23 protein-coding genes are annotated in these 24,137 nt (G+C 71.6%); 15 read left to right on the top strand and 8 right to left on the bottom strand.

The features are described 5' to 3' along the window. Positions 1-62: 62 nt before the first annotated feature. From OAW74_RS14440 to OAW74_RS14400, 9 genes are all read left to right on the top strand, one after another. Positions 63-1,025 carry an ABC transporter permease gene (locus OAW74_RS14440; protein ID WP_262875093.1) on the top strand — a complete coding sequence of 321 codons (963 nt, stop codon included), beginning with the start codon at positions 63-65 and terminating at the stop codon, positions 1,023-1,025. Next, a complete protein-coding gene (locus OAW74_RS14435; RefSeq protein WP_262875092.1) occupies positions 1,022-1,888 on the top strand; it encodes an ABC transporter permease in 867 nt (288 codons plus the stop codon). The genes OAW74_RS14440 and OAW74_RS14435 overlap by 4 nt, the downstream gene beginning before the upstream one ends. Next, positions 1,885-2,682, top strand: coding sequence for an ABC transporter ATP-binding protein (locus OAW74_RS14430; RefSeq protein ID WP_262875091.1), 798 nt, complete (start codon positions 1,885-1,887; stop codon positions 2,680-2,682). Before OAW74_RS14435 ends, OAW74_RS14430 begins: the two co-directional genes overlap by 4 nt. Then, positions 2,679-3,434 carry an ABC transporter ATP-binding protein gene (locus OAW74_RS14425; protein ID WP_262875090.1) on the top strand — a complete coding sequence of 252 codons (756 nt, stop codon included), beginning with the start codon at positions 2,679-2,681 and terminating at the stop codon, positions 3,432-3,434. Before OAW74_RS14430 ends, OAW74_RS14425 begins: the two co-directional genes overlap by 4 nt. A 44-nt stretch (positions 3,435-3,478) precedes the next feature. Next, positions 3,479-4,921, top strand: coding sequence for an argininosuccinate synthase (gene argG / locus OAW74_RS14420; protein WP_262875089.1), 1,443 nt, complete (start codon positions 3,479-3,481; stop codon positions 4,919-4,921). Positions 4,922-5,047: 126 nt separating this feature from the next. Further along, the gene (locus tag OAW74_RS14415) at positions 5,048-5,671 is read left to right on the top strand and encodes a TetR/AcrR family transcriptional regulator (RefSeq protein WP_262875088.1); all 624 of its coding nucleotides are present in this window, start codon (positions 5,048-5,050) and stop codon (positions 5,669-5,671) included. Beyond that, on the top strand, positions 5,671-6,363 hold the full coding sequence (locus tag OAW74_RS14410) for a hypothetical protein (RefSeq protein WP_262875087.1): 693 nt from the start codon (positions 5,671-5,673) through the stop codon (positions 6,361-6,363). Before OAW74_RS14415 ends, OAW74_RS14410 begins: the two co-directional genes overlap by 1 nt. After that, a complete protein-coding gene (locus OAW74_RS14405; RefSeq protein WP_262875086.1) occupies positions 6,360-8,303 on the top strand; it encodes a YhgE/Pip domain-containing protein in 1,944 nt (647 codons plus the stop codon). The genes OAW74_RS14410 and OAW74_RS14405 overlap by 4 nt, the downstream gene beginning before the upstream one ends. Before the next feature lie 138 nt (positions 8,304-8,441). Continuing rightward, entirely contained in the window at positions 8,442-11,057 is a 2,616-nt protein-coding gene (locus OAW74_RS14400) for a penicillin acylase family protein (protein WP_262875085.1), read from the top strand. Between the two features lie 10 nt (positions 11,058-11,067). Here the strand turns inward: OAW74_RS14400 and mnhG are convergent, their stop codons facing one another. The 7 genes from mnhG to OAW74_RS14365 form a co-directional block, all read right to left on the bottom strand. Next, complete coding sequence (gene mnhG / locus OAW74_RS14395) at positions 11,068-11,430, bottom strand: monovalent cation/H(+) antiporter subunit G (RefSeq protein ID WP_262875084.1); 363 nt, start codon at positions 11,428-11,430, stop codon at positions 11,068-11,070. After that, on the bottom strand, positions 11,427-11,693 hold the full coding sequence (locus OAW74_RS14390; RefSeq protein ID WP_262875083.1) for a monovalent cation/H+ antiporter complex subunit F: 267 nt from the start codon (positions 11,691-11,693) through the stop codon (positions 11,427-11,429). Before OAW74_RS14390 ends, mnhG begins: the two co-directional genes overlap by 4 nt. Next, positions 11,690-12,262, bottom strand: a complete 573-nt coding sequence (locus tag OAW74_RS14385) for a Na+/H+ antiporter subunit E (RefSeq protein WP_262875082.1) — start codon at positions 12,260-12,262, stop codon at positions 11,690-11,692. The genes OAW74_RS14390 and OAW74_RS14385 overlap by 4 nt, the downstream gene beginning before the upstream one ends. After that, the gene (locus OAW74_RS14380) at positions 12,259-13,815 is read right to left on the bottom strand and encodes a Na+/H+ antiporter subunit D (RefSeq protein ID WP_262875081.1); all 1,557 of its coding nucleotides are present in this window, start codon (positions 13,813-13,815) and stop codon (positions 12,259-12,261) included. Before OAW74_RS14380 ends, OAW74_RS14385 begins: the two co-directional genes overlap by 4 nt. Next, positions 13,812-14,342 carry a Na(+)/H(+) antiporter subunit C gene (locus OAW74_RS14375; protein WP_262875080.1) on the bottom strand — a complete coding sequence of 177 codons (531 nt, stop codon included), beginning with the start codon at positions 14,340-14,342 and terminating at the stop codon, positions 13,812-13,814. Before OAW74_RS14375 ends, OAW74_RS14380 begins: the two co-directional genes overlap by 4 nt. Then, positions 14,342-17,278, bottom strand: coding sequence for a Na+/H+ antiporter subunit A (locus OAW74_RS14370; RefSeq protein ID WP_262875079.1), 2,937 nt, complete (start codon positions 17,276-17,278; stop codon positions 14,342-14,344). The genes OAW74_RS14375 and OAW74_RS14370 overlap by 1 nt, the downstream gene beginning before the upstream one ends. A 98-nt stretch (positions 17,279-17,376) precedes the next feature. Further along, complete coding sequence (locus OAW74_RS14365; RefSeq protein WP_262875078.1) at positions 17,377-18,420, bottom strand: LacI family DNA-binding transcriptional regulator; 1,044 nt, start codon at positions 18,418-18,420, stop codon at positions 17,377-17,379. An 80-nt stretch (positions 18,421-18,500) separates the two neighbouring features. Between OAW74_RS14365 and OAW74_RS14360 the strand changes: the two genes are divergently transcribed. Genes OAW74_RS14360 through OAW74_RS14345 form a run of 4 tightly spaced genes read left to right on the top strand, consistent with a single transcriptional unit; the run spans position 18,501 to position 22,419 of the window. Further along, positions 18,501-19,724 (top strand): MFS transporter, encoded by a 1,224-nt coding sequence (locus tag OAW74_RS14360; RefSeq protein WP_262875077.1) that lies wholly within the window; start codon positions 18,501-18,503, stop codon positions 19,722-19,724. 22 nt (positions 19,725-19,746) lie between these two features. Further along, entirely contained in the window at positions 19,747-20,442 is a 696-nt protein-coding gene (gene nucS, locus OAW74_RS14355; protein WP_262875076.1) for an endonuclease NucS, read from the top strand. Positions 20,443-20,480: 38 nt separating this feature from the next. After that, positions 20,481-21,164, top strand: a complete 684-nt coding sequence (locus tag OAW74_RS14350) for an HAD hydrolase-like protein (RefSeq protein ID WP_262875075.1) — start codon at positions 20,481-20,483, stop codon at positions 21,162-21,164. Beyond that, entirely contained in the window at positions 21,157-22,419 is a 1,263-nt protein-coding gene (locus OAW74_RS14345; RefSeq protein ID WP_262875074.1) for a hypothetical protein, read from the top strand. The genes OAW74_RS14350 and OAW74_RS14345 overlap by 8 nt, the downstream gene beginning before the upstream one ends. Here the strand turns inward: OAW74_RS14345 and OAW74_RS14340 are convergent. After that, positions 22,416-22,622, bottom strand: a complete 207-nt coding sequence (locus tag OAW74_RS14340) for a cold-shock protein (RefSeq protein ID WP_262875073.1) — start codon at positions 22,620-22,622, stop codon at positions 22,416-22,418. The two genes, OAW74_RS14345 and OAW74_RS14340, sit on opposite strands and share 4 nt — an antisense overlap. A gap of 318 nt (positions 22,623-22,940) precedes the next feature. Between OAW74_RS14340 and OAW74_RS14335 the strand changes: the two genes are divergently transcribed. Beyond that, positions 22,941-23,579 carry a GntR family transcriptional regulator gene (locus OAW74_RS14335; protein WP_262875072.1) on the top strand — a complete coding sequence of 213 codons (639 nt, stop codon included), beginning with the start codon at positions 22,941-22,943 and terminating at the stop codon, positions 23,577-23,579. A 26-nt stretch (positions 23,580-23,605) separates the two neighbouring features. Then, positions 23,606-24,103 carry a GNAT family N-acetyltransferase gene (locus OAW74_RS14330; protein ID WP_262875071.1) on the top strand — a complete coding sequence of 166 codons (498 nt, stop codon included), beginning with the start codon at positions 23,606-23,608 and terminating at the stop codon, positions 24,101-24,103. Positions 24,104-24,137 lie beyond the last annotated feature (34 nt).

Here is a 24,137-nt window from a genome sequence, read left to right as displayed (position 1 = left end):
TCCTCGAGAGCGGATGCCGGGGCTCGCCGAGCCGCCGGCATCCGCTCTCTTCTGCACAACGCATGCTCCGCTATCTCCTTCGCCGCACCGCCTTCCTGGTGGTCTCGCTCGTCGTCGCGATGCTCGCGATCTTCGTGCTGCTGCGGCTGCTGCCTGGCGACCCGGCCAATGCGCTGCTGTCGATCGACGCGACGCCCGAGCAGATCGCGGCCGCCCGCGCACAGGTGGGCTCCGATCAGCCGCTCGCGGTGCAGTTCGCCACGTGGGCGGGGCAGCTGCTCACAGGTGACCTGGGTTCGTCGTACATCAGCTCGCGGCCGGTGGGCGGCGAGCTCGCCTCGCGGTTCGGGGTGACCCTGCCGCTCACGCTCCTGGCGTTCTCGCTCGCGCTCGTGCTGTCGCTCGTGATCGGCATCACGGCGGCGGTGAAGGCCGACCGCTGGTACGGCATCGCGCTGTCGGGCTTCTCGCAGCTGGGCGTCGCGGTGCCGGTGTTCTGGGTGGGCGTCGTGCTGGTGTGGATCTTCGCGCTGCAGCTCGGGCTGCTCCCCTCTGGCGGGTTCCCCCGCGACGACTGGGAAGACCCCGCCGACGCGCTGCGATCGCTGACCCTGCCCGTCATCACGGTCGCGATCGTGATGAGCGCATCGCTCAGCCGCTACGTGCGCTCGGCGACCCTCGATGTGCTCGGCAGCGACTATCTGCGCACGGCGCGCGCAGGCGGGGCAGCCCTGCCCGAGGCGCTGCTGCGCCACGGCGTGCGCAACGGCTCGGTGCCGGTGATCGCGGTGCTCGGCATCGAGCTGTCGACGACGCTACTGGGCGCGGTCGTCGTCGAGAGCGTGTTCACCCTCCCCGGGCTCGGCTCGATGCTGCTCACCGGCATCCAGCAGCACGACTACGCGAACATCCAGGGCGTGCTCATCGTCTCGACCCTGTTCGTGCTGCTCGTCGGCTTCGCCGCCGACATCCTCCAGCGCATCGTCGATCCTCGGCTGCGCGCGACCGTCTCGGGAAACCGATGAGCGCCGCGCCGCAGACCGCCGCCGAACAGGTGGCCACGACATCCGCCCCTCGGCGCCGCGGGCACGCGACCCTCGTCATCGGCATCGTGCTCACCGCGGTCATCGTGCTGGCGGCGCTCGTCTCGCTCGTGTGGCTGCCCTACCCGCTCTCCGATATCAGCGGCGGGCGGCTCGAGGCCCCCGGCGCCACGCACCTGCTCGGCACCGACCGGCTGGGGCGCGACCTGCTCTCCCAGCTCATGGTCGGTGCGCGCATCGCGCTGCTGGTCGGCATCGGCGCGGTGGCGATCGCGGCGGTGCTCGGCACCCTCGTGGGGCTTCTCGCCGCCTTCGCCCGTCCGTGGGTCGACGACGCGATGTCGGCGACGCTCGACGTCGTCATCGCCTTTCCCGTGCTGCTGCTGGCGATGCTCATCGTCGCGATCCAGGGCGCGTCGCTGGGGTCGGCGATCCTCGCGATCGGCCTCGCGATGTCGGCCGTGATCGCGCGGCTCACCCGCATCCTCTCCCGCCGCGTGCTGGCCGAGCAGTACGTCACGGCTGCGCGCACAAGCGGCACCGGAGTGCTCGGCATCGTGCGCCACCACGTGCTGCCCAACATCGCGCCCACCCTCGCGGTGAGCCTCGCGCTGCAGTTCGGCGTCGCGGTGCTCGCCGAGGCGAGCCTGTCGTACCTGGGGCTCGGTGCACCGCCGCCGAACGCCTCATGGGGACGGATGCTGCAAGAGGCGCAGGGCACCGTGCTCACCGCTCCGGTGGGCGCCCTCGCCCCCGGCATCGCGATCGTCGCGCTCGTGCTGGGCGTCAACTTCCTCGCCGACGGCCTGCGCGAGTTCACCGACCCCACCCGGAGGACGCGATGAGTCTGCTGCAGGTCACCGGCCTCACCGTGCGCGCGGGCGATGCCGCCCTCGTGCGCGATCTGTCGTTCTCGCTCGACGCCGGCGAGCGCCTCGGGCTCATCGGCGAGTCGGGCTCGGGCAAGTCGGTCACCTCGCTCGCCGCCCTCGGACTGCTGCCCGACGCCGTCACCGCCGACGGCTCGATCCTGCTCGACGGCCACGAGGTCGTCGGCGCGCCAGACCGCGCGCTGCGGCCGCTCCGGGGCCCCGTCGCCCAGATCGTCTTCCAAGAGCCGCTGACCGCCCTCGACCCGCTCATGCGCGTGGGCAGGCAGATCGCCGAGCCGCTGCGCCGCCACCTCGGGCTGCGCGGTGCCGCGCTGAAGGATGCCGTCGCCTCGGCCCTGAGCGAGGTCGCCCTGCCCGACGCCCGCATCGCGAGGGCCTTTCCGCACGAGCTGTCGGGTGGGCAGCGCCAGCGCGTCGCGATCGCGATCGCCCTGGCCGCGCGGCCCCGGCTGCTCATCGCCGACGAGCCGACGACGGCGCTCGATGTCACGGTGCAGCACGAGGTGCTGGCGCTGCTGGAGCGCCTGGTCGCCGACCGTGGGATGGCGCTGCTGTTCATCAGCCACGACCTCGCGGTCGTGGCTCGGATGACCGAGCGCATCGTCGTGCTGCGCGCGGGCGCCGCGGTCGAGGAGGGACCGGTGCTCGACGTGCTGCGTGCGCCGCATCATCCGTACACGCAGGCGCTCGTGGGCAGCGCCCGCACCCTGGATGCCGCCCTCGACCTGCCGGGGGGTGCCTCATGAGCGTGCTCGAACTGCGGGAGGCCGGCTTCTCGTACGGCGGGCGCTCGGTGCTCGATGACGTGTCGCTCGCGGTGGAGGCCGGAGGGACGCTGGGCCTGGTCGGCGAGTCGGGCGCAGGCAAGTCGACGATCCTGCGGCTGCTGCTGGGGCTCGCGGCACCCCGCGAGGGCGACGTGCTCTTCGACGGCGCGGCACTCGACCTGCGTGACCGCGCGCTCATGCGCCGTTTCCGGGCTGCCGTGCAGCCGGTCTTCCAAGACCCCTACTCGTCGCTCGACCCCCGCCAGCGCGTCGATCGCATCGTCGGCGAGCCGCTGCGGTCGCTGAAGCTCGCCTCCGGCGCCGACGCCGGGGAACGCGTGGCCGAGGCCGTCGCCGCCGTGGGACTGGCCCCCGACGTGCTCACGCGCTACCCGCACCAGTTCTCGGGCGGGCAGCGCCAGCGCATCGCGATCGCGCGTGCGCTCGTCTCGCGCCCTCGCGTGCTGCTGGCCGACGAGCCGGTCAGCGCCCTCGACGTCACCACCCGCGTGCAGGTGATCGAGCTGCTCGAGCGCCTGCGCCGCGAGCAGGGCCTCGCCCTCGTGATGGTCTCGCACGACCTCAGCGCCGTCGCGGCGGTGTGCGAGCGCACGGTCGTGCTGCGGGGCGGCCGCGTCGTCGAAGAGGGGGCGACCGGCGGCATCCTCGCCTCCGCGCAGACCGACTACGCGCGCTCGCTCGTCGCGGCGGTGCCTCGGCTGCCTCGGTGACCACGCGCCGGATGCGCCGGCATCCGCGTCGATAGACTGGGGGAATGTCGAAGGTCCTCCAGTCCCTGCCCGTCGGCGAGCGCGTCGGCATCGCCTTCTCGGGGGGTCTTGACACCTCCGTCGCGGTCGCGTGGATGCGCGACAAGGGCGCCGTGCCCTGCACCTACACGGGCGACCTCGGCCAGCCCGACGAAGACGACATCGACGCGATCCCCGGCCGCGCCCTCGAATACGGCGCCGAGGTCTCTCGGCTGGTCGACTGCAAGTCGGCCCTCGTCGAAGAGGGCTTCGGCGCGCTCGCGTGCGGCGCCTTCCACATCCGCTCGGGCGGGCGCACCTACTTCAACACGACCCCGATCGGCCGCGCCGTCACCGGCACGCTGCTGGTGCGCGCCATGAAGGAGGACGGGGTCGACATCTGGGGCGACGGGTCGACCTACAAGGGCAACGACATCGAGCGGTTCTACCGCTACGGCCTCTTGGCCAACCCCGCGCTGCGCATCTACAAGCCCTGGCTCGACGCCGACTTCGTCACCGAGCTCGGCGGCCGCGCCGAGATGAGCGCCTGGCTCGTCGAGCACGGCTTCCCCTACCGCGACTCGGCCGAGAAGGCCTATTCGACCGACGCCAACATCTGGGGCGCCACCCACGAGGCCAAGACCCTCGAGCACCTCGACGTCTCGCTCGAGACCGTCGAGCCGATCATGGGCGTGCGCTTCTGGGACCCGACGGTCGAGATCCTCACCGAAGACGTCACCGTCACCTTCGAGGCCGGGCGCCCGGTGGCCCTCAACGGCACCGAGTTCGCCGACCCGGTGGCCCTCGTCTTCGAGGCCAACCGCATCGGCGGCCGCCACGGCCTGGGCATGAGCGACCAGATCGAGAACCGCATCATCGAGGCCAAGTCGCGCGGCATCTACGAGGCGCCCGGCATGGCGCTGCTGTTCATCGCCTACGAGCGGCTGGTCAACAGCATCCTCAACGAAGACACCCTCGCGACCTACCACGAGCAGGGCCGGCGCCTGGGCCGCCTCATGTACGAGGGCCGATGGCTCGAGCCGCAGTCGCTCATGCTGCGCGAGTCGATCCAGAAGTGGGTCGGTTCGACCATCTCGGGCTCGGTGACGCTGCGGCTGCGCCGCGGCGAGGACTACACGATCCTCGACACGACCGCCGCGGGCATGTCGTACGCCCCCGAGAAGCTGTCGATGGAGCGCGTCGGCGACGCGGCCTTCGGCCCCACCGACCGCATCGGCCAGCTCACGATGCGCAACCTCGACATCGCCGACTCGCGCGCCCGCCTCGAGCAGTACGCCGCGAAGGGTCTGATCGGCGGTGCGACGGGTGCGCTCGTCGGCCGGCTCGAGCAGGGCGCGGCCGAAGAGATCACCGAGCACGCCGCCGAGCGCTCGGCCGAGCGCGAGCAGCTCGCCGACGCCGTCGACGAGGCCTCCGAGTCGGCCTCGTTCGACTTCGGCGCCGACTGACCCCGCCCCCTTTCTCTCCCCGCAACTTGGCACCTACGGTCGCCTGCGGCCGGGGTCGAGCGGCAGAAGCTGCCAACTTGCGGGGTTTATGTTGCACAAAGGTGTGCAACATCGTAGAATCTGAGGGTGACCACGACCGCGCCGGCGCGTCGACCGCGGAAGGATGCGGCGGCCAACCGGGCCGGCATCCTCGCGGCCGCCGCCACCACCATCGCCTCCGACCCGCACGCCTCGATCGACTCGATCGCCCGCGCCGCGGGGCTCTCGCGTCGCGCCCTGTACGGGCACTTCGACGACCGCGACACCCTGATCCGCGAGCTCGTCGCCTCGGGCGCCGTGCGCTTCAACGCCGTCGCCGCCTCGATCGACGATGCCGACGCCCGCGTCGGGCTCGCCCGCCTCACGGCACGCCTGTGGCGCGAGGCCGCCCACGTGCAGGTCGCCGCGGCGATCGCCCTCGACGAGGCGCACGTCGCACAGACCGCCGAGGCGCTCGCGCCGCTGCGCCGCACCGTGCAGGCGATCGTCGCCGGGGGGCAGGCCGCCGGCACGCTGCGCCAAGACCTCACCGCCGCGACCCTCGCGCGCCTGATCGAAGAGACCGCCCGCACTGTGGTCACCCGGCTCGATGCCGCTTCGCCCGATGCCGGCGCCCTGGCCGTGCGGGCCGTGCTGTCGATCGCCGGCCTCTCCTGGCGCGAGGCCGACGCGCTGCTGGTCGCCCAGCCCGAGCTGCTCGAGGAGCACTGATGCACATCGCACTCACCGCCGTCGCCAAGGGCCGCCGCGACGTCGCCCTGCCGTCCACCACCGTCGCCTTCACCTCGGGCCGCGCGACCCTCGCCGTCGCCGAGACCGAGCAGCGCCCCACCGTGCTCGGTCTCATCGCCTCCGGGCGCATGAGAGCCGACCGCGGCACGGTCACGATCGACCGCGCCGAAGACCCGAGGGCGCTGCGCCGCCGGGTCGCGCTGGTCGACGCCCCCGATGTCTCCGACCCCGCCCCGAACGTGGCGCTGGCGGGCGTCGTCGGCGAAGAGCTCATGTTCGCCGGTCGCCTCGCCGATCCGCTCACCGCCCGCCGCTGGCTCGACGAGCAGGGGATGCGGCCCCTCGCCCGCACCCCCATCGCCGATGTCGCCCCCGCACAGCGCCTGCGGGTGCTCCTCGAGCTCGCGGTGCTGCGTCCAGGGGTCGAGGGCGTCGTGCTCGTCTCGCCCGACCGGCACGGCGGCGATCCGCACGAGTGGTGGGCGCTGGCCGAAGAGTTCGCCGGCCGCGGCTTCGCCGTGCTCGTGATCGCCGGCTCCGCCGCCGCCACCGCGCTCGCGGCGACCCCGCCGGTGTCAGCGCGCACGACCCGGCGCCTCCGCGCCAGCGGCGTGCGCGTGCGCGGCCTCCGGCATCCGGTGCTGCGCGCCGCTGAGGAGGCCTCGCGATGAAGATCCCCGCCATGATCGCCGCCGAGCTGCGCCGCCTCACCTCCACCCGCATGGCGGTCGTCGCCCTCATCGCCCTCATGCTCGTGCCCGTGCTCTACGGCGGGCTCTACCTGTGGGCCAACCAGGACCCCTACGCGAACTTCGCCGAGATCCCGGTCGCCCTCGTGAACGAAGACGAGGGGGTGCCGGCATCCGCCGATCAGGATGCCGCCGACTACGGCTCCGACGTCGTCGACGAGCTCATCGACGGGCAGGCCTTCGACTGGCGGGTGCTCACCGCCGACGAGGCGGCCCAGGCCCTGCACGACGGCGACGTGGACTTCACGGTGACCCTGCCTGCCGACTTCTCCGCGGCGCTGACCAGCGTCTCGGGCGACGGGCCCCGGCAGGCCACGATCGAGCTCGAGACCAACGACGCCAACAACTACCTCGCTTCGACCATCGGCACGCAGGCGGTGGAGAAGATCCGCCGGTCGGTCGCCGAGCTCGTGAACCGCGAGGCGGCTTCGCGGCTGCTCGACGGGCTAGCCGAGATCCGCACACAGCTCGTGACGGCGGCCGACGGGGCATCCCGGCTGGCAGACGGCGCGGCCGAGGCCTCCGACGGTGCCTCGAAGCTCGACGACGGCGCGGCAGAGCTCGCAGACGGCACGCAGCAGCTGGCAGACGGCGCGGCGACCCTCGCCGACGGCGCCGCGCAGACCGCGTCGGGGGCGACGCGGGTCGCCGACGGCGCCGCACAGGTCGCCGACGGCGCCGCACAGGTCGCCGACGGCACCGCGACGCTCGCCGGCTACGCCGATCGCGCCGGCGCCGCCGTGCAGGAGGCCGCCGATGCTCTGCCCGACGTGCGCAGCGACATCGCCGACGCCCTCGCCGCCGAAGGCCTCGACCAGACGCAGATCGACGACGTGCTCGCGCGGCTCGATCCGCTCGGCGACGCGATCGCCGACGGCAACACCCGCGTGCAGTCGGCCGTCGACAAGGTCGACCAGCTCGCCGACGGCGCCGCCCAAGTGTCGTCGGGAGCGACCCAGGTCTCGTCGGGCGCGTCCCAGGTCGCCGACGCCACGGCCCGCCTCGACGACGGCGCCGCGACGCTCGCCGACGGGGCGGATGCCGCCGCCACCGGCGCCGCGCAAGTGCACGAGGGCGCCGCATCCCTCGCCGACGGCCTCGCCACCCTCGACGACGGGGCCGCTCAGCTGCGCGACGGCCTCGACGAGGGCGTCGCCCAGATCCCCTCGTCGACCCAGAAGCTGCGCGACGAGCAGGCAGCGACCATCGCCGACCCCGTCGCCGTCTCGAGCGACAAGGTCGCCTCGGCCGCGGACTACGGCGCCGGTCTCGCGCCCTTCTTCGCGGCCCTCGCCGGCTGGATCGGCATCTACGCGCTGTTCCTCATCGTCAAGCCCATCTCGCGCAGGGCCGTGACGGCGCTGCACTCCCCGATCCGCATCACGGTCGCCGGCTGGCTGACACCTGCCCTCCTCGGCGGCGTCGGCATGGTGGCCCTCTTCGGCGTGCTGGCCCTCGCGCTCGGCTTCGGCTTCGCCAACCCGCTCGGCACCCTCGGCATCATGGTGCTCGCGTCGTTCACGTTCGCCGCGATCATCCTGGCCCTCAACGTCTGGCTCGGCTCGGTCGGGCAGTTCCTCGGCCTCGTGCTCATGGTCGCGCAGCTCGTGACGGCGGGCGGCACGTTCCCGTGGCAGACGCTGCCGGCGCCGCTGGCGGCCCTGCACCACGTGCTGCCGATGGGCTTCGTCGTCGATGCGATGCGCCAGCTGATGTACGGCGGCGACGTCGTGCGTGTCGGCGGCGACGTCGCGGTGCTCCTCACGTGGATGCTGGGCGCCCTGGTCGTCGCGGCGATCGGCGTGACCCGCATGACGCATCGCCGCACGCTGCGCGATCTGCAGCCGAGCCTGATCGGGTAGCCGCCCATCCCCGCGACTTGGCACCTTTCGCCGCCCGAACCCCCTCCGGAACGCCGATAGCTGCCAAGTTGCGGGAAGAGAGCGGGTACGATTCCTGAGGCGCCGACCCGACGGCGCCTCACCTCGAGGAAGAGGCCCATGACCCAGCCCGTGACCGGTCCCCTCACCGACGCCCCGGAGCCGAAGCGCAAGCGCTCCATCGGTCGCATCATCGGCATCAGCGCGTTCAGCATCCTGGCCGGCATCATCGTCATCGCCGTGATCGGCGCCGCCACCGTCGGCTTCACGATCGCCCGATCGTTCCCGCAGACCAGCGGCACCATCCAGACCCCTGGGCTCGAGGCCCAGGTCACGGTGCAGCGCGATGACCTCGGCATCCCGACGATCACCGCCGACTCCACGCACGACCTCTTCTTCGCGCAGGGCTACGTGCACGCGCAGGACCGCTTCTGGGAGATGGACTTCCGCCGGCACGTCACCAGCGGCCGCGTCAGCGAGCTGTTCGGGCAGTCGCAGGTGGGCACCGACGCGTTCCTGCGGACCCTCGGCTGGAACGAGATCGCCGAGCAGGAGGTCGCGGCCCTCGACGAGACCACGCGCGGTTACTACGACGCCTATGCCGAGGGCGTGAACGCCTACCTCGCCGAGCACGACGGCGCCGACGTGTCGTTCGAGTACGCCGTGCTCGGGCTGCAGAACGCCGACTACGAGATCGAGCCGTGGACCCCCGCCGACTCGGTCGCGTGGCTCAAGGCGATGGCATGGGACCTCCGCACCAACATCGAAGACGAGACGGCGCGCGCCCTCGCCGCCCAGACCTACACCCCCGAGCAGGTCGCCGAGCTCTTCCCGGGTTATCCGTTCGACCAGAACCCCGTGATCGTCCCCACCATCACGGCGGCAGACGCCATCCCGGCGGATGCCGCCACCACCGGCACCGACGACGCGACGGTGCAGACGGCATCCGTCGAGTGGTCCGAGGTGGGCAGCGTCGTCGAGGCGGTCAGCGCCCTCGTCGGCGACACCGGCGAGGGCATCGGATCGAACTCATGGGTGGTCTCGGGCGAGCTCACCGAGAGCGGCATGCCGCTGCTGTCGAACGACCCGCACCTGGGGGCGGCGCTGCCGAGCGTGTGGTACCAGGCGCAGCTGAAGTGCTCGACGGTGTCGGCCGCGTGCCCGTTCGATGTCGCAGGCTTCAGCTTCTCCGGCATGCCGGGCATCGTCATCGGCCACAACTCGCAGGTCGCCTGGGGCTTCACCAACCTCACCACCGACGTGACCGATCTCTACCTCGAGAAGGTCGAGGGCGACCAGTACTGGCGCGACGGCGAGCTGGTCGACCTCGACGTGCGCACCGAGACCCTGAAGGTCGCCGGCGCCGACGACGTCGAGCTCGAGATCCGCTCCACGGTGCACGGGCCGATCATCTCCGGCCTGACCGACGACTTCACCGCGATCGCGGCAGACCCCGTCACGGGCACCGACGGCCTGCCGACGGACCCCGCCGACGCACCGACCGGCGACTATGCCGCGAGCCTGCAGTGGACGGCGCTGCAGCCGGGCACGACCGCCGAGGCGATCTTCGCCTTGAACACGGCGAGCGACTTCACCGACTTCCGCACGGCGGCGGCCCTCTTCGACGTGCCCGCGCAGAACCTCATCTACGCCGACGTGCAGGGCAACATCGGCTACCAGACCCCGGGGCGCCTGCCGATCCGCGGCGCCGGCGACGGGTCGCTCCCGCAGCCGGGCTGGGACTCGTCGTACGACTGGACGGGCTGGATCCCGTTCGACGACCTGCCGGTGTCGTACAACCCCGACTCCGGGTACATCGTCACCGCGAACAACGCGATCGTCGGCGAGGACTACGACTACTTCCTCACGAACGACTGGGACTACGGCTGGCGCGCCGCGCGCATCGTCGACCTCATCGAGCGCAAGGCCGCCGCGGGCAAGCTCACCGCCGACGACATGCTCGAGATCCAGGGCGACAACGAGTTCTGGATGGGCAAGCGCCTGACCGTCGCCTACGCAGACCTCGAGACCGGCGACGCGGCCACCGACGCGGCCCTCGACCTGCTCGAGTCGTGGGATGCGCAGAACGACGCCGACTCCGCCGCGGCCGCCTACGCCAATGTGCTGTGGGACGAGCTCGTGCAGAACCTCTTCGTGCGCGGCCGCGACGCCGCCGCACCCACCTCCGGTCAGGGGCGCCTGTTCCTCGTCGTCGACGAGCTGCTGCAGCATCCCGAGTCGCCGTGGTGGGTCAATGAGGGGCTCGACATCGCCGACATGGACGGGATGCTGAAGGCCAGCGCCGAGGGCGCCTACGAGCGGCTGGCCGACCTGCAGGGCGAGAGCACGTCAGAGTGGAACTGGGGGTCGCTGCACGCACTGACCCTCACGCACGGCACCTTCGGGGAGTCGGGCATCGCGCCGATCGAGTGGCTGTTCAACCGCGGTCCGTATGCCGTGGGCGGCGGCTCGTCGATCGCGAACGCGACCGGATGGACGATGGGCGAGGGCTTCGAGACCGTCACGGTGCCCTCGATGCGCATGATCGTCGATCTGTCGGACTTCGACGCGTCGCGCTGGAACCATCTGACGGGGGCCAGCGGTCACGCTTTCAGCCAGCACTACATCGATCAGACCGAGACCTGGCAGCAGGGCCAGGCCACCGGCTGGGCGTTCTCGCCGGAGGCGGTCGACGCGGCCACCGTCGACACGCTCGTGCTCGCCCCGGCGAGCTGACCGGCCGCTGTCAGCCGCCCGATGCGGGCGGCGTGCGCCGCGACTCGGCGAGTTCGTCGACGACGAGCGAGCTCTGCTCGATCGTGCCGTTGCGGTAGGCCTGCCTGCCCACCATGTGCGCCGACAGCGGGGCCGTGGCGAACTGGATGAGCACGACCGGCAGCAGGAAGGCGACGACCTGCCACGAGCGCAGCGCCAGCGCGATCGCGAGGCAGATGAGCACGAGCCCGAGCACCTGGGGCTTGGTCGCCGCGTGCAGGCGGGTGGGAACGTCGCGGAAGCGCAGCAGGCCGATCGCGGCGATGAGGCAGAGGGCGGCGCCGATGACGAGCAGCACGCCGGCCGCGAGATCCATGAGGGTGTCGACGTTCATCGTTCGTTGTCCCTCCTGGCCACGAACCGGGCGATCGAGATCGAGCCGAAGACGCCGACGGCGGCGATGATCAGCAGCACCGGGAGGGTGCGGGTGTGGTGGTTGATCGCCATCTCGGCACCCAGCGCGCACATGACGAGGGTCAGCAGCACATCGGAGGCCACGGCCCGGTCGAGGATCGAGGGGCCCACCACGATCTTGAAGATCGTGAGCAGGGCCGCCGCACCGAACAGCACGACGACGGCAGCGATCAGCCAGCTCATCCGGGTCCTCCCGCCTGTGCGAACTGGGCCAGCTGCGCCCGAGAGCCCACGGCCTTGACGATGCGCCGCTCCCAGTCCTGCACGCTGCGCCGCTGCTTCTCGACGTCGTCGGCGCCGTGCACGCCGATGACGTGCAGGTACAGCACGCGGCGGTCGCGATCGGTGTCGACGATGAGCGAGCCGGGGATGAGGGAAGCGGTGACCGCGACGTGCGTCATGATCAGGTCGTCGTCGGTCACCAGCGGCACCGCGATGATCGCGGTGCCCGGCTGACGCCGCCAGTCGAGCACCTGCCAGGCCACGAGCACCGAGCCGTGCACGAGGGCGACGAGGAACGAGAGCACGAACACCAGCCCGTGCCACAGGTTCACCCGCCCCGACAGCTCCACCGGTGGCAGGCGGAAGATGCGGGTGACGAACACCGCCACGACGATGCCGCTGAGCACCGCGAGCCACGTGAACTGCCCCCACAGCAGCATCCACAGCGCGACGAGCCACACGAAGAACGGCAGCTGCCGCCACGCCTGGGCGGCGAGGCTGCGTGGGGTGTGGCGGAAGTCGGGGCTCACTCTGCCGCCTCCTGCTCGAGCTGCACGAGGGTCACCGGCTGCAGCAGCGCGCTGCCGATGCGCTCGCACACGTCGTACAGCGGACCGGCGAACACGGTGAGGGCGACCGTGACCGCCACCATGCCCGCCGTCGCGGAGGTCATGATGCGGGGGATCACGCGGCGCTCCGACTCGTCGCCGGCGGCGGGGGCTGCGCCCAGGTACGAGATGCGCGCCTCGGTCTCGGCCGAGTCGTCTTCCTCTCGCCAGAACGAGAGGTTCCAGGCCCGCATGAGCGCATAGAGGGTGAGCAGGCTCGTCACGATGCCGGCGACGATCAGCACGATCATGAGGGGCGACCCGTCGCTGGCGGCCGCATCGAACAGCGCGAACTTGCCGATGAAGCCCGAGAAGGGCGGGAGGCCGCCGAGGTTCACGGCCGGGATGAAGTACAGCACCGCGATCACCGGCGCCGCCCGCATGAGTCCCTTGACCCGAAGGATCGAGGTCGACCCCGCGCGGCGCTCGATCAGTCCCACCGCCAGGAACAGGGTCGTCTGCACCACGATGTGGTGGACCATGTAGTAGATCGTCGCCCCGATCGCCTCCTCGGTGGCGATCGCGAGGCCGAACACCATGTAGCCGACGTGGCTGACGAGGGTGAACGACAGGATGCGTTTGAGCTCCGCCTGCGCGACGGCGCCGAGGACGCCGACGATCATGGTCGCCAGCGCCACGATCAGCAGCAGCGTGTTGACGTCGCTGTCGTTGAACAGCTGCGTCTCGGTGCGGATCATCGCGTAGACGCCCACCTTGGTGAGCAGGCCCGCGAACACCGCCGTGACCGGAGCCGGCGCGGTGGGGTACGAGTCGGGCAGCCAGAACGACAGCGGGAACACCGCCGCCTTGATGGCGAAGGCCAGCAGCAGCATGAGGTGCAGCACGAGCTGCACGTCCTGCGGCAGCTCGACCATGCGCTGGGCGATCTGGGCCATGTTGACCGTGCCCAGCGCCCCGTAGATCATCGCGATGGCCGCGAGGAAGAGGATCGACGACACGAGCGACACGACGATGTAGACGACGCCGGTGCGGATGCGGGACTCGGTCGAGCCGAGCGTGATCAGCACATACGAGGCCACCAGCAGGATCTCGAACCCGACGTAGAGGTTGAAGAGATCGCCCGCGATGAAGGCGTTGAAGATGCCCGCCGCGAGGATGAGGTAGGAGGGGTGGAAGATCGAGATCGGCGTCTCGTCGTCGCCGTCGGCCGCGCCCTGGCCGACCGAGAACAGCAGCACCGCGAGCAGCACGATGCTCGAGACCACCACGAGCAGGGCGGCGAGCCGGTCGACGTAGAGCACGATGCCGAACGGCACCGGCCAGCCGCCCACCGAGACCGCGATCGCCTCGTCGCCGGAGTCTACGGCGAACAGCAGCACCGTGGCGATGACGGTCACGAGGGTCAGGGTGACCACCGACACGACCACCTGCGTGCGCCGGTGGCGTCCGGCGATGAGGGCGACGGCGGCGCCGAGGAGGGGCAGGGTGACCAGCAGGGGAACGAGGGCGCTCATCGCGGATCACCTCCCGTCGGCTCATCGGTGGGGGCGTCGTCGCGCACGGCGGACAGGTCGCGGCTCGAGAGCACCGTGATCGGCGCGGTGTCGAGCCCGACGAAGTCGGTCGTGGCCTCGTCGTCTTCTTCTTCGATCTCGGTCTCGTCGTCCATGGCGTCTTCGGTCTCGGCCGAGCGCTCGCGCAGGGCGATGTCGGCCTCGTCGTCTTCGACGGTGTCGGCCTGGCCGAGCTGCCAGGAGCGATAGATCAGGGCGAGCAGGAACGCCGAGACGGCGAACGTGATCACGATGGCGGTGAGGGTGAGCGCCTGCGGCAGCGGGTCGCTCATCTCGTCTTTGTCGCCCGACCCGAAGAACGGCGCGATGCCGGGTTCTCCCATCACGATCAGCAGCAGCAGGTTCGTGGCGTTGCCCAGCAGCAGAAAGCCGATGAGCACCCGGGTGAGGCTGCGCTCGAGCATCGCGTACACGCCGCACGCGAACAGCACGGCCATGATCACGATGAGAACGCCCGAGATCTCCATCAGCTCACCCCCCCTGGTCCCTGAGCCTGTCGAAGGGTCTCCTGCGCCTGCCGGTCGACCTCGGCGCCGAGGCTGCGCAGCACGTCGAGCACGAGCCCGATCACGACGAGGTAGACGCCGATGTCGAACAGCGTCGAGGTGACGAACTCGACGTGCCCGAGCACCGGCAGCTCCGCCTCGAAGAAGGCGCTGGTCAGGGGCGCCGCGCCGAAGAAGATCGGCACGACGGCGGTCGCCACGGCGAGCGACATCCCGGCGCCCAGCAGCCGCCCGGCATCCGTCGGCGCCGCCGCGCCCAGTTCGTAGCGGCCGCCCGCGATGTAGCGCATGACGAGCGCCATGCCGGCGACCAGGCCGCCGGCGAAGCCGCCGCCCGGGAGGTTGTGGCCGGCGAACAGCAGATACAGCGAGACGACGATGATGGTGTGGAAGAGGATCCGCACGATCACCTCGAGCACGATCGAGCGGTTCTCCGGGAGCACCCGCTGCCCGCCGACGAGCCACGCCATGCGCCGGCTGCCGCCGGCCTCGCCGCGGGGGCGGATGCCGTCGGCGGTCTCGACGAGCGGCCGGCGGTCGCGCGGCAGCGATGCGGGCAGCGACGAGAGCGACGACAGGGTGTCGGCGCGGTGGGTGACGAACACGAGCGATGCGACGCCGGTGGCCGCGAGGATCAGCACCGACAGCTCACCCATCGTGTCCCAGCCGCGGAGGTCGACAAGCGCGACGTTGACGACGTTCCTGCCGTGGCCGAGGTCGTAGGCCAGCTCGGCGAACGAGTCGCCGATCGGCACGGCTTCGCGGGCGGCGGTGGCCACGATCGCCACCAGCGCCATCGTGAGGCCGACGGCCCCCGCCAGCACGGCACGCGCGACCGGCCACACCGAGGCGTTGTGCTCGCCCAGGCGCGCGGGGATGCGGCGCAGCACGAGCGCGAACGCCACGAGGGTGACCGTCTCGACGAGGATCTGCGTGAGCGCGAGGTCGGGGGCGCCGCTCGTGGCGAACAGCACCACCATGCCCAGGCCCGTCACCGACACCAGCACGACGCCGGTGTAGCGCTTGCGGGCGCGCACCGCGATGAGGGCGGCGGCGATCATGAGGGGCGCCACGACAAGCTGCACCGGCGTGTGGAAGGCGGCGAGCTCTGCCCGCCACGTGTCGCCCGCCAGCAGCGCCGTTCCCTCGGCGGCGACGAACACGACGAAGATCGTGCCGACGTACACCGGCAGCGAGCCGCGCTGGGTGAGGGTCGTCGTGATCACCGAGAGCCGCGCGATGCCGCGCAGGGCGAGGTTGTAGGCATCGGATGCGGTGAAGGGTAGCATCCGCTTGACGGTTCGACGCGCGGTCAGCCAGAACACGACGGCGCCGAGCACGAGCGAGGCGAGCGAGATCCACAGTGCCGGCTCGAACCCGTGCCACAGCGCCAGGTGCGCCACGTGCTCGGGCGCGGCCACCCCGGCCGAGGCCAGCGGCGCGGTGTCGGCGTAGGGCGCGAGCACCGGGTCGAGCGCCGACGCCGCGAGACCCGCGACCACGCCGAGCCCCGCCAGCAGCACAGGCGCCGCGACGAAGCCGAACGGCGGGTCGGGCCACTCGGTCGCGGGGCGCGCGGCGCCGTCGGCGTCTTTCTTGGTCCAGAACGCGCCCCAGATGAAGCGGATGCCGTAGCCCGCGGTCAGCACCGAGCCCAGGGCGATCGCGACCACCGCCACGATGCCCCACGGAGCACCGCCGGCGGCCTCGTGCAGCAGCGCCGTCAGCGCCCCTTCTTTGGCGACGAAGCCGATCGTGGGGATGACGCCGGCCATCGAGGCCACGGCGAGCATCGAGAAGGTCGCGAGCACCGGCGCCTGCCGGCCGACGCCGCTGAGCTCGCCGATGTCGCGCGTCGACAGCTGGCGGTCGACGATGCCGACCACCAGGAACAGGGCCGACTTGAACAGCGCGTGGCTGATCAGCAGCGCAAGGCCGGCGAGCGCCGCGTCGCGGGTTCCGTAGCCGAGCACGACGGTCAGCAGCCCCAGCTGGCTGACGGTGCCGAAGGCCAGGATGCGCTTGAGGTCGGTCTCGCGCAGCGCCTGGAACCCGCCCAGCAGCAGCGTGAAGGCGCCAAGTCCGATCACGATCGGGCGCCACACGGGGGAGTCGGCGTAATACGGCGCGAACCGCGCGATGAGGTAGATGCCGGCCTTCACCATCGCGGCGGCGTGCAGGTACGCGCTCACCGGCGTCGGCGCCGCCATGGCGCCGGGCAGCCAGAAGTGGAACGGGAAGATCGCCGACTTGCTGAGCGCGCCCACGAGGATCAGCACCAGGGCGGCATCGACCACCGCTCCGGTGGGTGCTTCGGCGAGGATCGTCGACAGGCTCGACGTGCCCGCGTCGACCACCAGCAGCACGACGCCGATGAGCATGACGAGGCCGCCGAGGGTCGTCACCAGCAGCGCCTGGAGGGCCGCGCGGCGGCTGCCGGCGCGGCGGTGGTAATAGCCGATGAGCAGGTACGAGAGCACGCTGGTGAGCTCCCAGAACATCACCAGTACGACCAGGTCGTCGGTGAGCACGAGACCGTACATGGCCCCGGCGAAGGCGAGCAGCACGGCCGAGAACTGGCCGACCCCCTCGACCTTGTCGCGGAAGTAGAACCGGCAGTAGACCATCACCAGCGCGCCGACGCCCGTGACGATGAGCGCCATCACCCACGAGAGCGTGTCCATGCGCATCGACAGGTTGATGCCGAGCGCCGGGATCCACTCGAAGGTCTCGAAGGGCACGGCTCCTGCGAGCACGGTCGGTCCGAGAGCTGCGGTGTAGGCGAACGCGGCGATCGGCGCGAGTGCTGCGATGTAGAACGCTCGGGCGCCGATGCGACCGACGAGCCACGGGAGCAGCACCGGGAGGGCCGCGAACACGCCGAGCAGGACGAGCATGCGCGGCCTCCTCGGGGGTCGCGGCCAAGGGCACGGGCGTTCGGGGTGTCAGCCCAGTCTACCGGGCGATGCGGATGCTGCGGCCGCCGCCCTCCGGATCACTCCGGTGCGGGCCCCGTCGTGTTCCCCTTGCGGAATATGCTCTCCAGCTGCTGCGACTCCACGGGACGGTCGTCGAGCATGGCGGCGACCGCCCGCCCGGCGGCGCGGCCCTTCTCCGTCGCCGGCTGCACGAGAGTGGTCAGGGCATAGGGGGCGAGGCCGTCGACGACGATGCCGTCGAAGCCCGTGATGCTCACGTCTTCCGGCACGCGCAGCCCCGCCTCCTCCGCCGCGCGGATGACACCGGCCGCCAGCAGATCGCTCTGCGCGATCACCGCGGTGGGGCGGGTGCCGGGGTCTGCGAAGATCGCACGACCCGCGATCGCGCCCTCGTCGATGAAGCTGCCGGCGGCGGCGAAGGCGGGGGCGTCGGGGAAGACCTCACGGGCCCCGGCGAGTCGGTCGCGGGTGACGTCGACGGTGATCTCGTCGTCGGGTGAGATCCACCCGGGCTCCCAGCCGCTGCGCACGGGGAGGGTCACCAGTGCCACGCGCTCGTGGCCGAGCGCGCGCAGGTGCTCGGCGGCCAGGCGCTGCGCCTCGACGTTGTCGAGCTGGATCTGCGGCACGCCCTCTCCGGCATCGCCCTCGATGACCACGACCGGGATGCCGCGAGCGCGCACCGCCGCGAGCGACTCGCGCAGCATCCCGCTGCAGCCCACGAGCACCGCCGCGTCGATCGGCGCCGTCGTGAGGGTGGGGTCGCCACTGGACTCCGCGCGGTCGCGCAACAGCAGCAGGCCCGCACCCAGCGACGCGACGCCGTCGGTGAGGCCGTCCATCATGAGGATCTTCACCGGGTCTTGGAAGGTGCGTCCGAGGTGCTCCTCGAAGACGACCCCGACGATGCCCGACCGGCCGCGGCGCAGCGACGCGGCGCGCGGATCGGGGCCGGTGTAGCCGAGCTGCTCCGCGGCCGCCAGCACGCGTGCGCGGGTCTCGTCCGAGACCGGCGTCTTGCCGCTGAAGACCACCGACGCCGTCGAGGCCGCCACGCCCGCGGTGCGGGCGACGTCGCTGATGGTGGCGCGGCGGCTCATGGTCTTCCGATCGTAGACCGCCGGGACACGGCGATCACGGTCATCCACCGGCGTCGAATCGATTCGGGTAGACTTCGGCGGTGGATTCCGCTCTCACCCGCCCTCAGCTCGTGCACTGGCGCACGGCGATCTTCACGATCTTCGCCGTGACGGGGCTCGGCTTCGCGTCGTGGGCCTCGCGCCTTCCGGCCGTCAAGCAGGAGCTGGCGACCGACGACTTCGGCATCGGCGTGCTGCTGTTCGTCGCGGGCGCCGCCTCGATCGTGGGTCTGACGCTGGCCAACATCATCGTCGCGCGATGGGGCGCCAGGCGGGGGATGCTGGTGACCCTGCTCTCGTTCGGCATCGGCGTGGCGGTCGCGGGGCTGGGCGTGCAGTTCGCCCATTCCTATGCGCTCACGGCGGTGGGGCTCGCGTTCATGGGTCTGGGCATGAGCGCGACCGACGTCATGATGAACGTCGAGGCCGCCGCGGTCGAGCAGGCGTTCGGGCGCACCCTCATGCCCCTGTTCCACGCCTTCTTCAGCATCGGCACCGTCATCGGCGCCGGCGTCGGCATCGCGATGGCCGCCTGGGGCGTCGGCGTCGCGTGGCACCTGTGGGCCGCGGCCGCGATCGTGCTGCTGGCCGGGCTCGGGGCGCTCGCCTACGTGCCGACCCGCGAGATCACCCACGACGACGACGCACCGGTCGCGACGCGCCGCGAGCGGTTCGCCGAGGCGGTCGCGGTCTGGCGCGACCCGCGCACCTATGCGATCGGCGCGATCATGCTGGGCATGGCGTTCGCCGAGGGCAGCGCCAACGACTGGCTCACGATCGCCGTCGTCGACGGCCACGACCAGACCCAGGCGACCGGAGCCATCGCGCTGACGGTGTTCTCGGTGGCCATGACGCTGTTCCGCATCCTCGGCGGCCCGATGGTCGATCGCATCGGCCGCGTGTGGTCGCTGCGCATCCTCGCCGTCACCGCCGGCGTGGGGCTCGTCATGTTCATCCTCGCCCCGAACCTGCCGATCGCCTTCGTCGGCGTCGCCCTGTGGGGCGCGGGCGCATCGCTCGGCTTCCCGCTGGGCATGTCGGCCGCCGCCGACGATCCGAGCAAGGCGGCGGCATCCGTCTCGGCCGCGGCGACCATCGGCTACCTCGCGTTCCTGTGCGGTCCGCCCGTGCTCGGCTGGATCAGCCACCAGATCGGCATCCTGAACACCCTGTGGATCATCGTCGCCCTCATCGCGATGAGCGGCTTCGCCTCGGGGGCCGCCAAGCCCATCGCCGGCTCCAAGGTCGGCGCCGGCCACCACTGACCGCGGCGGCTAGGCTCGTCGGGTGCGTCTCGTTGTTGCCCGCTGCTCCGTCGACTACACGGGCAGGCTCAATGCCCACCTCGATCTGGCGACGAGGCTGCTGGTGCTCAAGGCCGACGGGTCGGTGCTCATCCACAGCGACTCGCTCTCGTACAAGCCGCTCAACTGGATGAGCCCGCCGTGCACGCTCACGGTCGAAGAGCCCGACGACGAGTCGGCCTCCGCCGGCGTCGTCGAGCACTGGCGGGTCACCCACGCCAAGACCGGCGACGCGCTCCTCGTGCGCATCTACGAGGTGCTGCACGACTCGTCGCACGAGCTCGGCATCGATCCGGGGCTGCAGAAGAGCGGCGTCGAGGCCGACCTGCAGCGCCTTCTCGCCGAGCAGGTCGAGGTGATCGGCGAGGGGCTCACCCTCGTGCGCCGCGAGTTCCCCACCGCGATCGGCCCGGTCGATCTGCTGCTGCGCGACCCCGCGGGCGGCACGGTCGCCGTCGAGGTCAAGCGCCGCGGCGACATCGACGGCGTCGAGCAGCTCACGCGATACCTGGAGCTGCTCAACCGCGACCCGCACCTCGCTCCCGTCGCCGGCGTCTTCGCCGCGCAGGAGATCAAGCCGCAGGCCAAGGTGCTCGCCGCCGACCGCGGCATCCGGTGCGTCACCCTCGACTACGAGGGCATGAAGGGCACCGAGTCCGGCGCCCCCCGCCTGTTCTGACCGCGACCTATCGGGGCGGGGTCTCATAGGCTGAACACATGACGGCCAGATCACCGTGGACCTGTGTGCTGTGGGATGTCGACGGCACCCTCGTCGACGCATCGGAGGGGATCCTGCGCCGCCTCACGATCGCCCTCGAGCACTTCGGCAAGCGCGCGCCGACCCGCGAAGAGCTCGTGCACTGGATCGGTCCGCCGATGTTCGAGTCGTTCCAGGTCAACGTCGGCATGACGCCCGACGAGTCGTCCGATGCCGTCGCCTACTACCGCTCGCTCTCGCGCGGCGACGGATACACGACCGGCGCGAAGCTCTTCCCCGGCGTCGAGCAGATCGTCGCCGACCTCGCCGCCGCGGGCGTGCCGCAGGCGACCGCCAGCTCCAAGCCCGAGAACCAGGTCGTCGCCCTCATGCACCACTTCGGTCTCGCCCCGGCGATGACCGCGATCGTCGGGGCATCGGCCGATGAGCGAACGCTCAGCGCCAAGAGCGACATCGTCGCCGAGGCGCTGCGCCAGCTCGCGGCCGCGGGGGTCGACACGAGCCGGCCCGTGCTGATCGGCGACCGCCACCACGACATCGCAGGGGGCGCCGAACAGGGCGTTCCGGTCGTCTTCGTGCGCTGGGGGTTCAGCTGGCCGCACGAGAGCGAGGGCGCGCAGGCCGTCGCCGAGACGCCGGACCAGCTGCGGGCTCTCCTGCTCATCGAGGATGCGGATGCCTGAGCCCCTCGCCGACGCCCTGCGCTGGCTCGTGCCGGCGCTGGTCGTCTTCGTGTCGGCGGCACTGGCGCTGGCGATCATCGGGTGGGCGATCCGGCGCGCGCGCCGTGGGCCTGCGGCCCGAGCGCGGGCAGAGGAATCCCGCTCCCGAGCGGGCGTCGCCCTCGTGCATCTCGACGACGCGCTGGCCGAGCTCGAGCTCGAGGTGGGCCTGTCGGGTGCGCTGCATGGCGGCGATGCGCCGGCATCCCTCCGCCGCGCGCGCCTCACCGCGCAGCACGCACGCGACGAAGGGTTCGAGACCTACCGCGCGATCTCGGACGAGCGGATGCTGCCGGCCGAGGTGCGCCGGCAGGCAGAGCGCCTCGAGCAGCGCGCCGCTGCCGCCCTGCACGCGATCGCGCGTGCGCGCGACGAGCACCGCTCATGGGTGCGCGCGCACCTCTCCGCCGCCGATCAGGTCGCGGCCGCACAGCGGCGGCTGGCGGATGCCCGGTCGGCGATAGGCGACCCGGCGGCGCTCGTGGCCGAGCTCGCCGCGAGATTCGACGAGTCGGAGTGGCGGGCCGCGTCATCGTCGGCGCACGCGGCGCTGGCGCACGTCGCCGACGCGCAGCGGCAGTTCGACCTCGCCGCCGAGGCGGCGGCCGATCCGACCCGCGACGCCCTCACTCCGCTTGCCGCGGGAGAGCGTGCGGCACAGCAGGCCGAGGCGGAGTCGCACTCCCTCGAAGAGGCGCATCGCCTTGTGCTGCAGGCGGCTCAGGCGCTGCCCGAGGAGTTCGCGTCGGCGCGCGGTGCGCTGACGCAGGCGCAGGGTCTGTTGCCTCGGCTCGAGCCAGACGCCGCGCAGCGTCTGACCGACGAACTGCGCGAGGTCGACGAGCGGCTGACAGCCCTGGAGCCGGAGGGCGCGCGGCGCCCCACGCGCACCGTCGACGCGATCGCACGGCTGCGCGGCCGCCTCGACCTCGCCGTCGGAGACGCGCGCACCGCACAGCAGCGGCTGCGGGGGGCGCGCACGGCGCTCCCCGGAACCCTCGCGGCCGCGCGCCACGCGATCGCGGCTGCCGAAGCATCCGTCTCGAACGCGCACGCGGGCGCCGATGCCCGTGTTCGCCTTGCGGCGGCACAGCGAGAACTCGCCGCGGCGCGCCAGAGCACCGATCCGGTCGATGCGCTGGACGCGGCGCGGCGAGCGTTGCGTGACGCCGAAGACGCGAAGGCCCTCGGCGACTACGCCAAAACCACGCGTTAGAGCGGGCGGATGTTCTCCGCCTGCAGGCCCTTGGGCCCCTGCGCGATGTCGAACTCGACGCGCTGGTTCTCTTCGAGCGAGCGGTAGCCGCTCGACGTGATCGCGGTGTAGTGCGCGAAGACGTCGGCGCCGCCCTCATCGGGGGCGATGAAGCCGAAGCCCTTCTCCGCGTTGAACCACTTGACCGTGCCCTGGGTGCTCATTACTTGCCGTTCTTCAGATGCCCGTCCCGAATGCGACGGGTCGAGACCAACGTAATGCGACAGCGCGCCCCTGCAACAGCCGCGTTGCGTATGGTGACAGAAACGTTGCACAGACACCATCGAACGCCCGGGCTGAGCGATGCTCCAAGCCCGGGCGTCGACGGATCCCCCCGGATACGCCACGCGAAGCGTGACAGCCAAACGATACTGATATATCGGTCGTGGAGCGAGAGCCGCCGAGAGCTCTCGGCGAACTCTCATCGAACCGAGATAATCGGCTTCTGAAGGGCATATCCGGCGGAATACACTTGTCGCGATATGTCCGCCCCGTTCAGCCCTCTGGAGCCCACCGGCACGGTGCTCGGCGACGAGGTGTACGAGCGCATCGCCGCCGCGATCCTCGACGGAACGCTGCCTCCGGGGCAGCGTCTGCGCGACCACGATCTCGCCTCGATGCTGGGGGTCTCCCGCACTCCGGTGCGCGAGGCGCTGCAGCGGCTGGCGCGGTCGGGCCTGGTGGAGGTCGCGCCGCACCGCTACACGCGCGTGCGCGCCCGCAGCGAGAAGTCCCGCACCGACACGCATGACTTCATCGTGCTGTTCATGGGAAATGTCATCGGCCTGGCGCTGGCCCGTGCCAGCGACGAAGAGCTCGACGTGCTGGTCGAGCACGCCGAGGCGATGGTCGAGGCCTCGCGCGAAGGCGAGATCGAGGCGCTGCTGAGCGCGAGTTCCGATTTCCTCTCCGCCGGCACGCGCATCTCTCGCAACCAGGCCTTCCAATTGGTGCTCGACGAGGCCGAGGTGGCGATCCGCCACAACCTCGAGGGCTGGCATCCGTTCATCGAGTGCCCCGTCACGCGCACCGCCGGCTACGTGCAGCTGCGTGACGCGATCGCCGCGCGCGACTGCGCCGCGGCCGAGGCGCGCGTCCGCGAACTGCACGGGTTCTCCTGACGACCCGCTGTCACTAGCGTGTGGTTGTGGGCCACATCGAACTGCGCGACCTGGACGACCACGATCTCGATGCCGTGTTCGAGATGACGACGGATGCCGACGCCGTCGCTCTGGCGGCGTTCACCGCCGACGATCCCACCGACCGCGCCGCGTTCGACGCCTGGATCGCCCGCGAGCGCGCCTCCCGCAGCGTCGCGCTGCACGCGGTCACCGACGACGGCGCCTTCGTCGGCATCGCCGCGACCTTCGCCGTCGGCGACGACCGCGAGGCGACGGTGTGGATCGCCCACGAGGCGTGGGGCCGAGGGGTGGCCACCGAGGCGCTGCGGCTGCTCGTGGCCGGCGAGCCCGAACGTCCGCTGTTCGCCCGCCTCGCCGCCCACGACGCCGCCGCCATCGCCGCGTTCGAGCACAACGGCTTCACCGAGGTCTCGCGCTCGCTCCAGTTCGCGCCGGGGCTCGGGCACGAGGTCGAGGTCGAGGAGATCGTCTTCGCGCTCATGCCCGCCCTCGACGGCGCCTGACCCCGCGCTGTCCGCCCCTTCGTCGTGGCGGATC

This window comes from Microbacterium fluvii (assembly GCF_025515205.1).
In the GTDB taxonomy this organism is placed as follows: Bacteria; Actinomycetota; Actinomycetes; order Actinomycetales; family Microbacteriaceae; genus Microbacterium; species Microbacterium fluvii.
The sequence above is the reverse complement of the archived record's forward strand: the minus strand, read 5'-3'. Positions and strand labels throughout refer to the sequence as shown.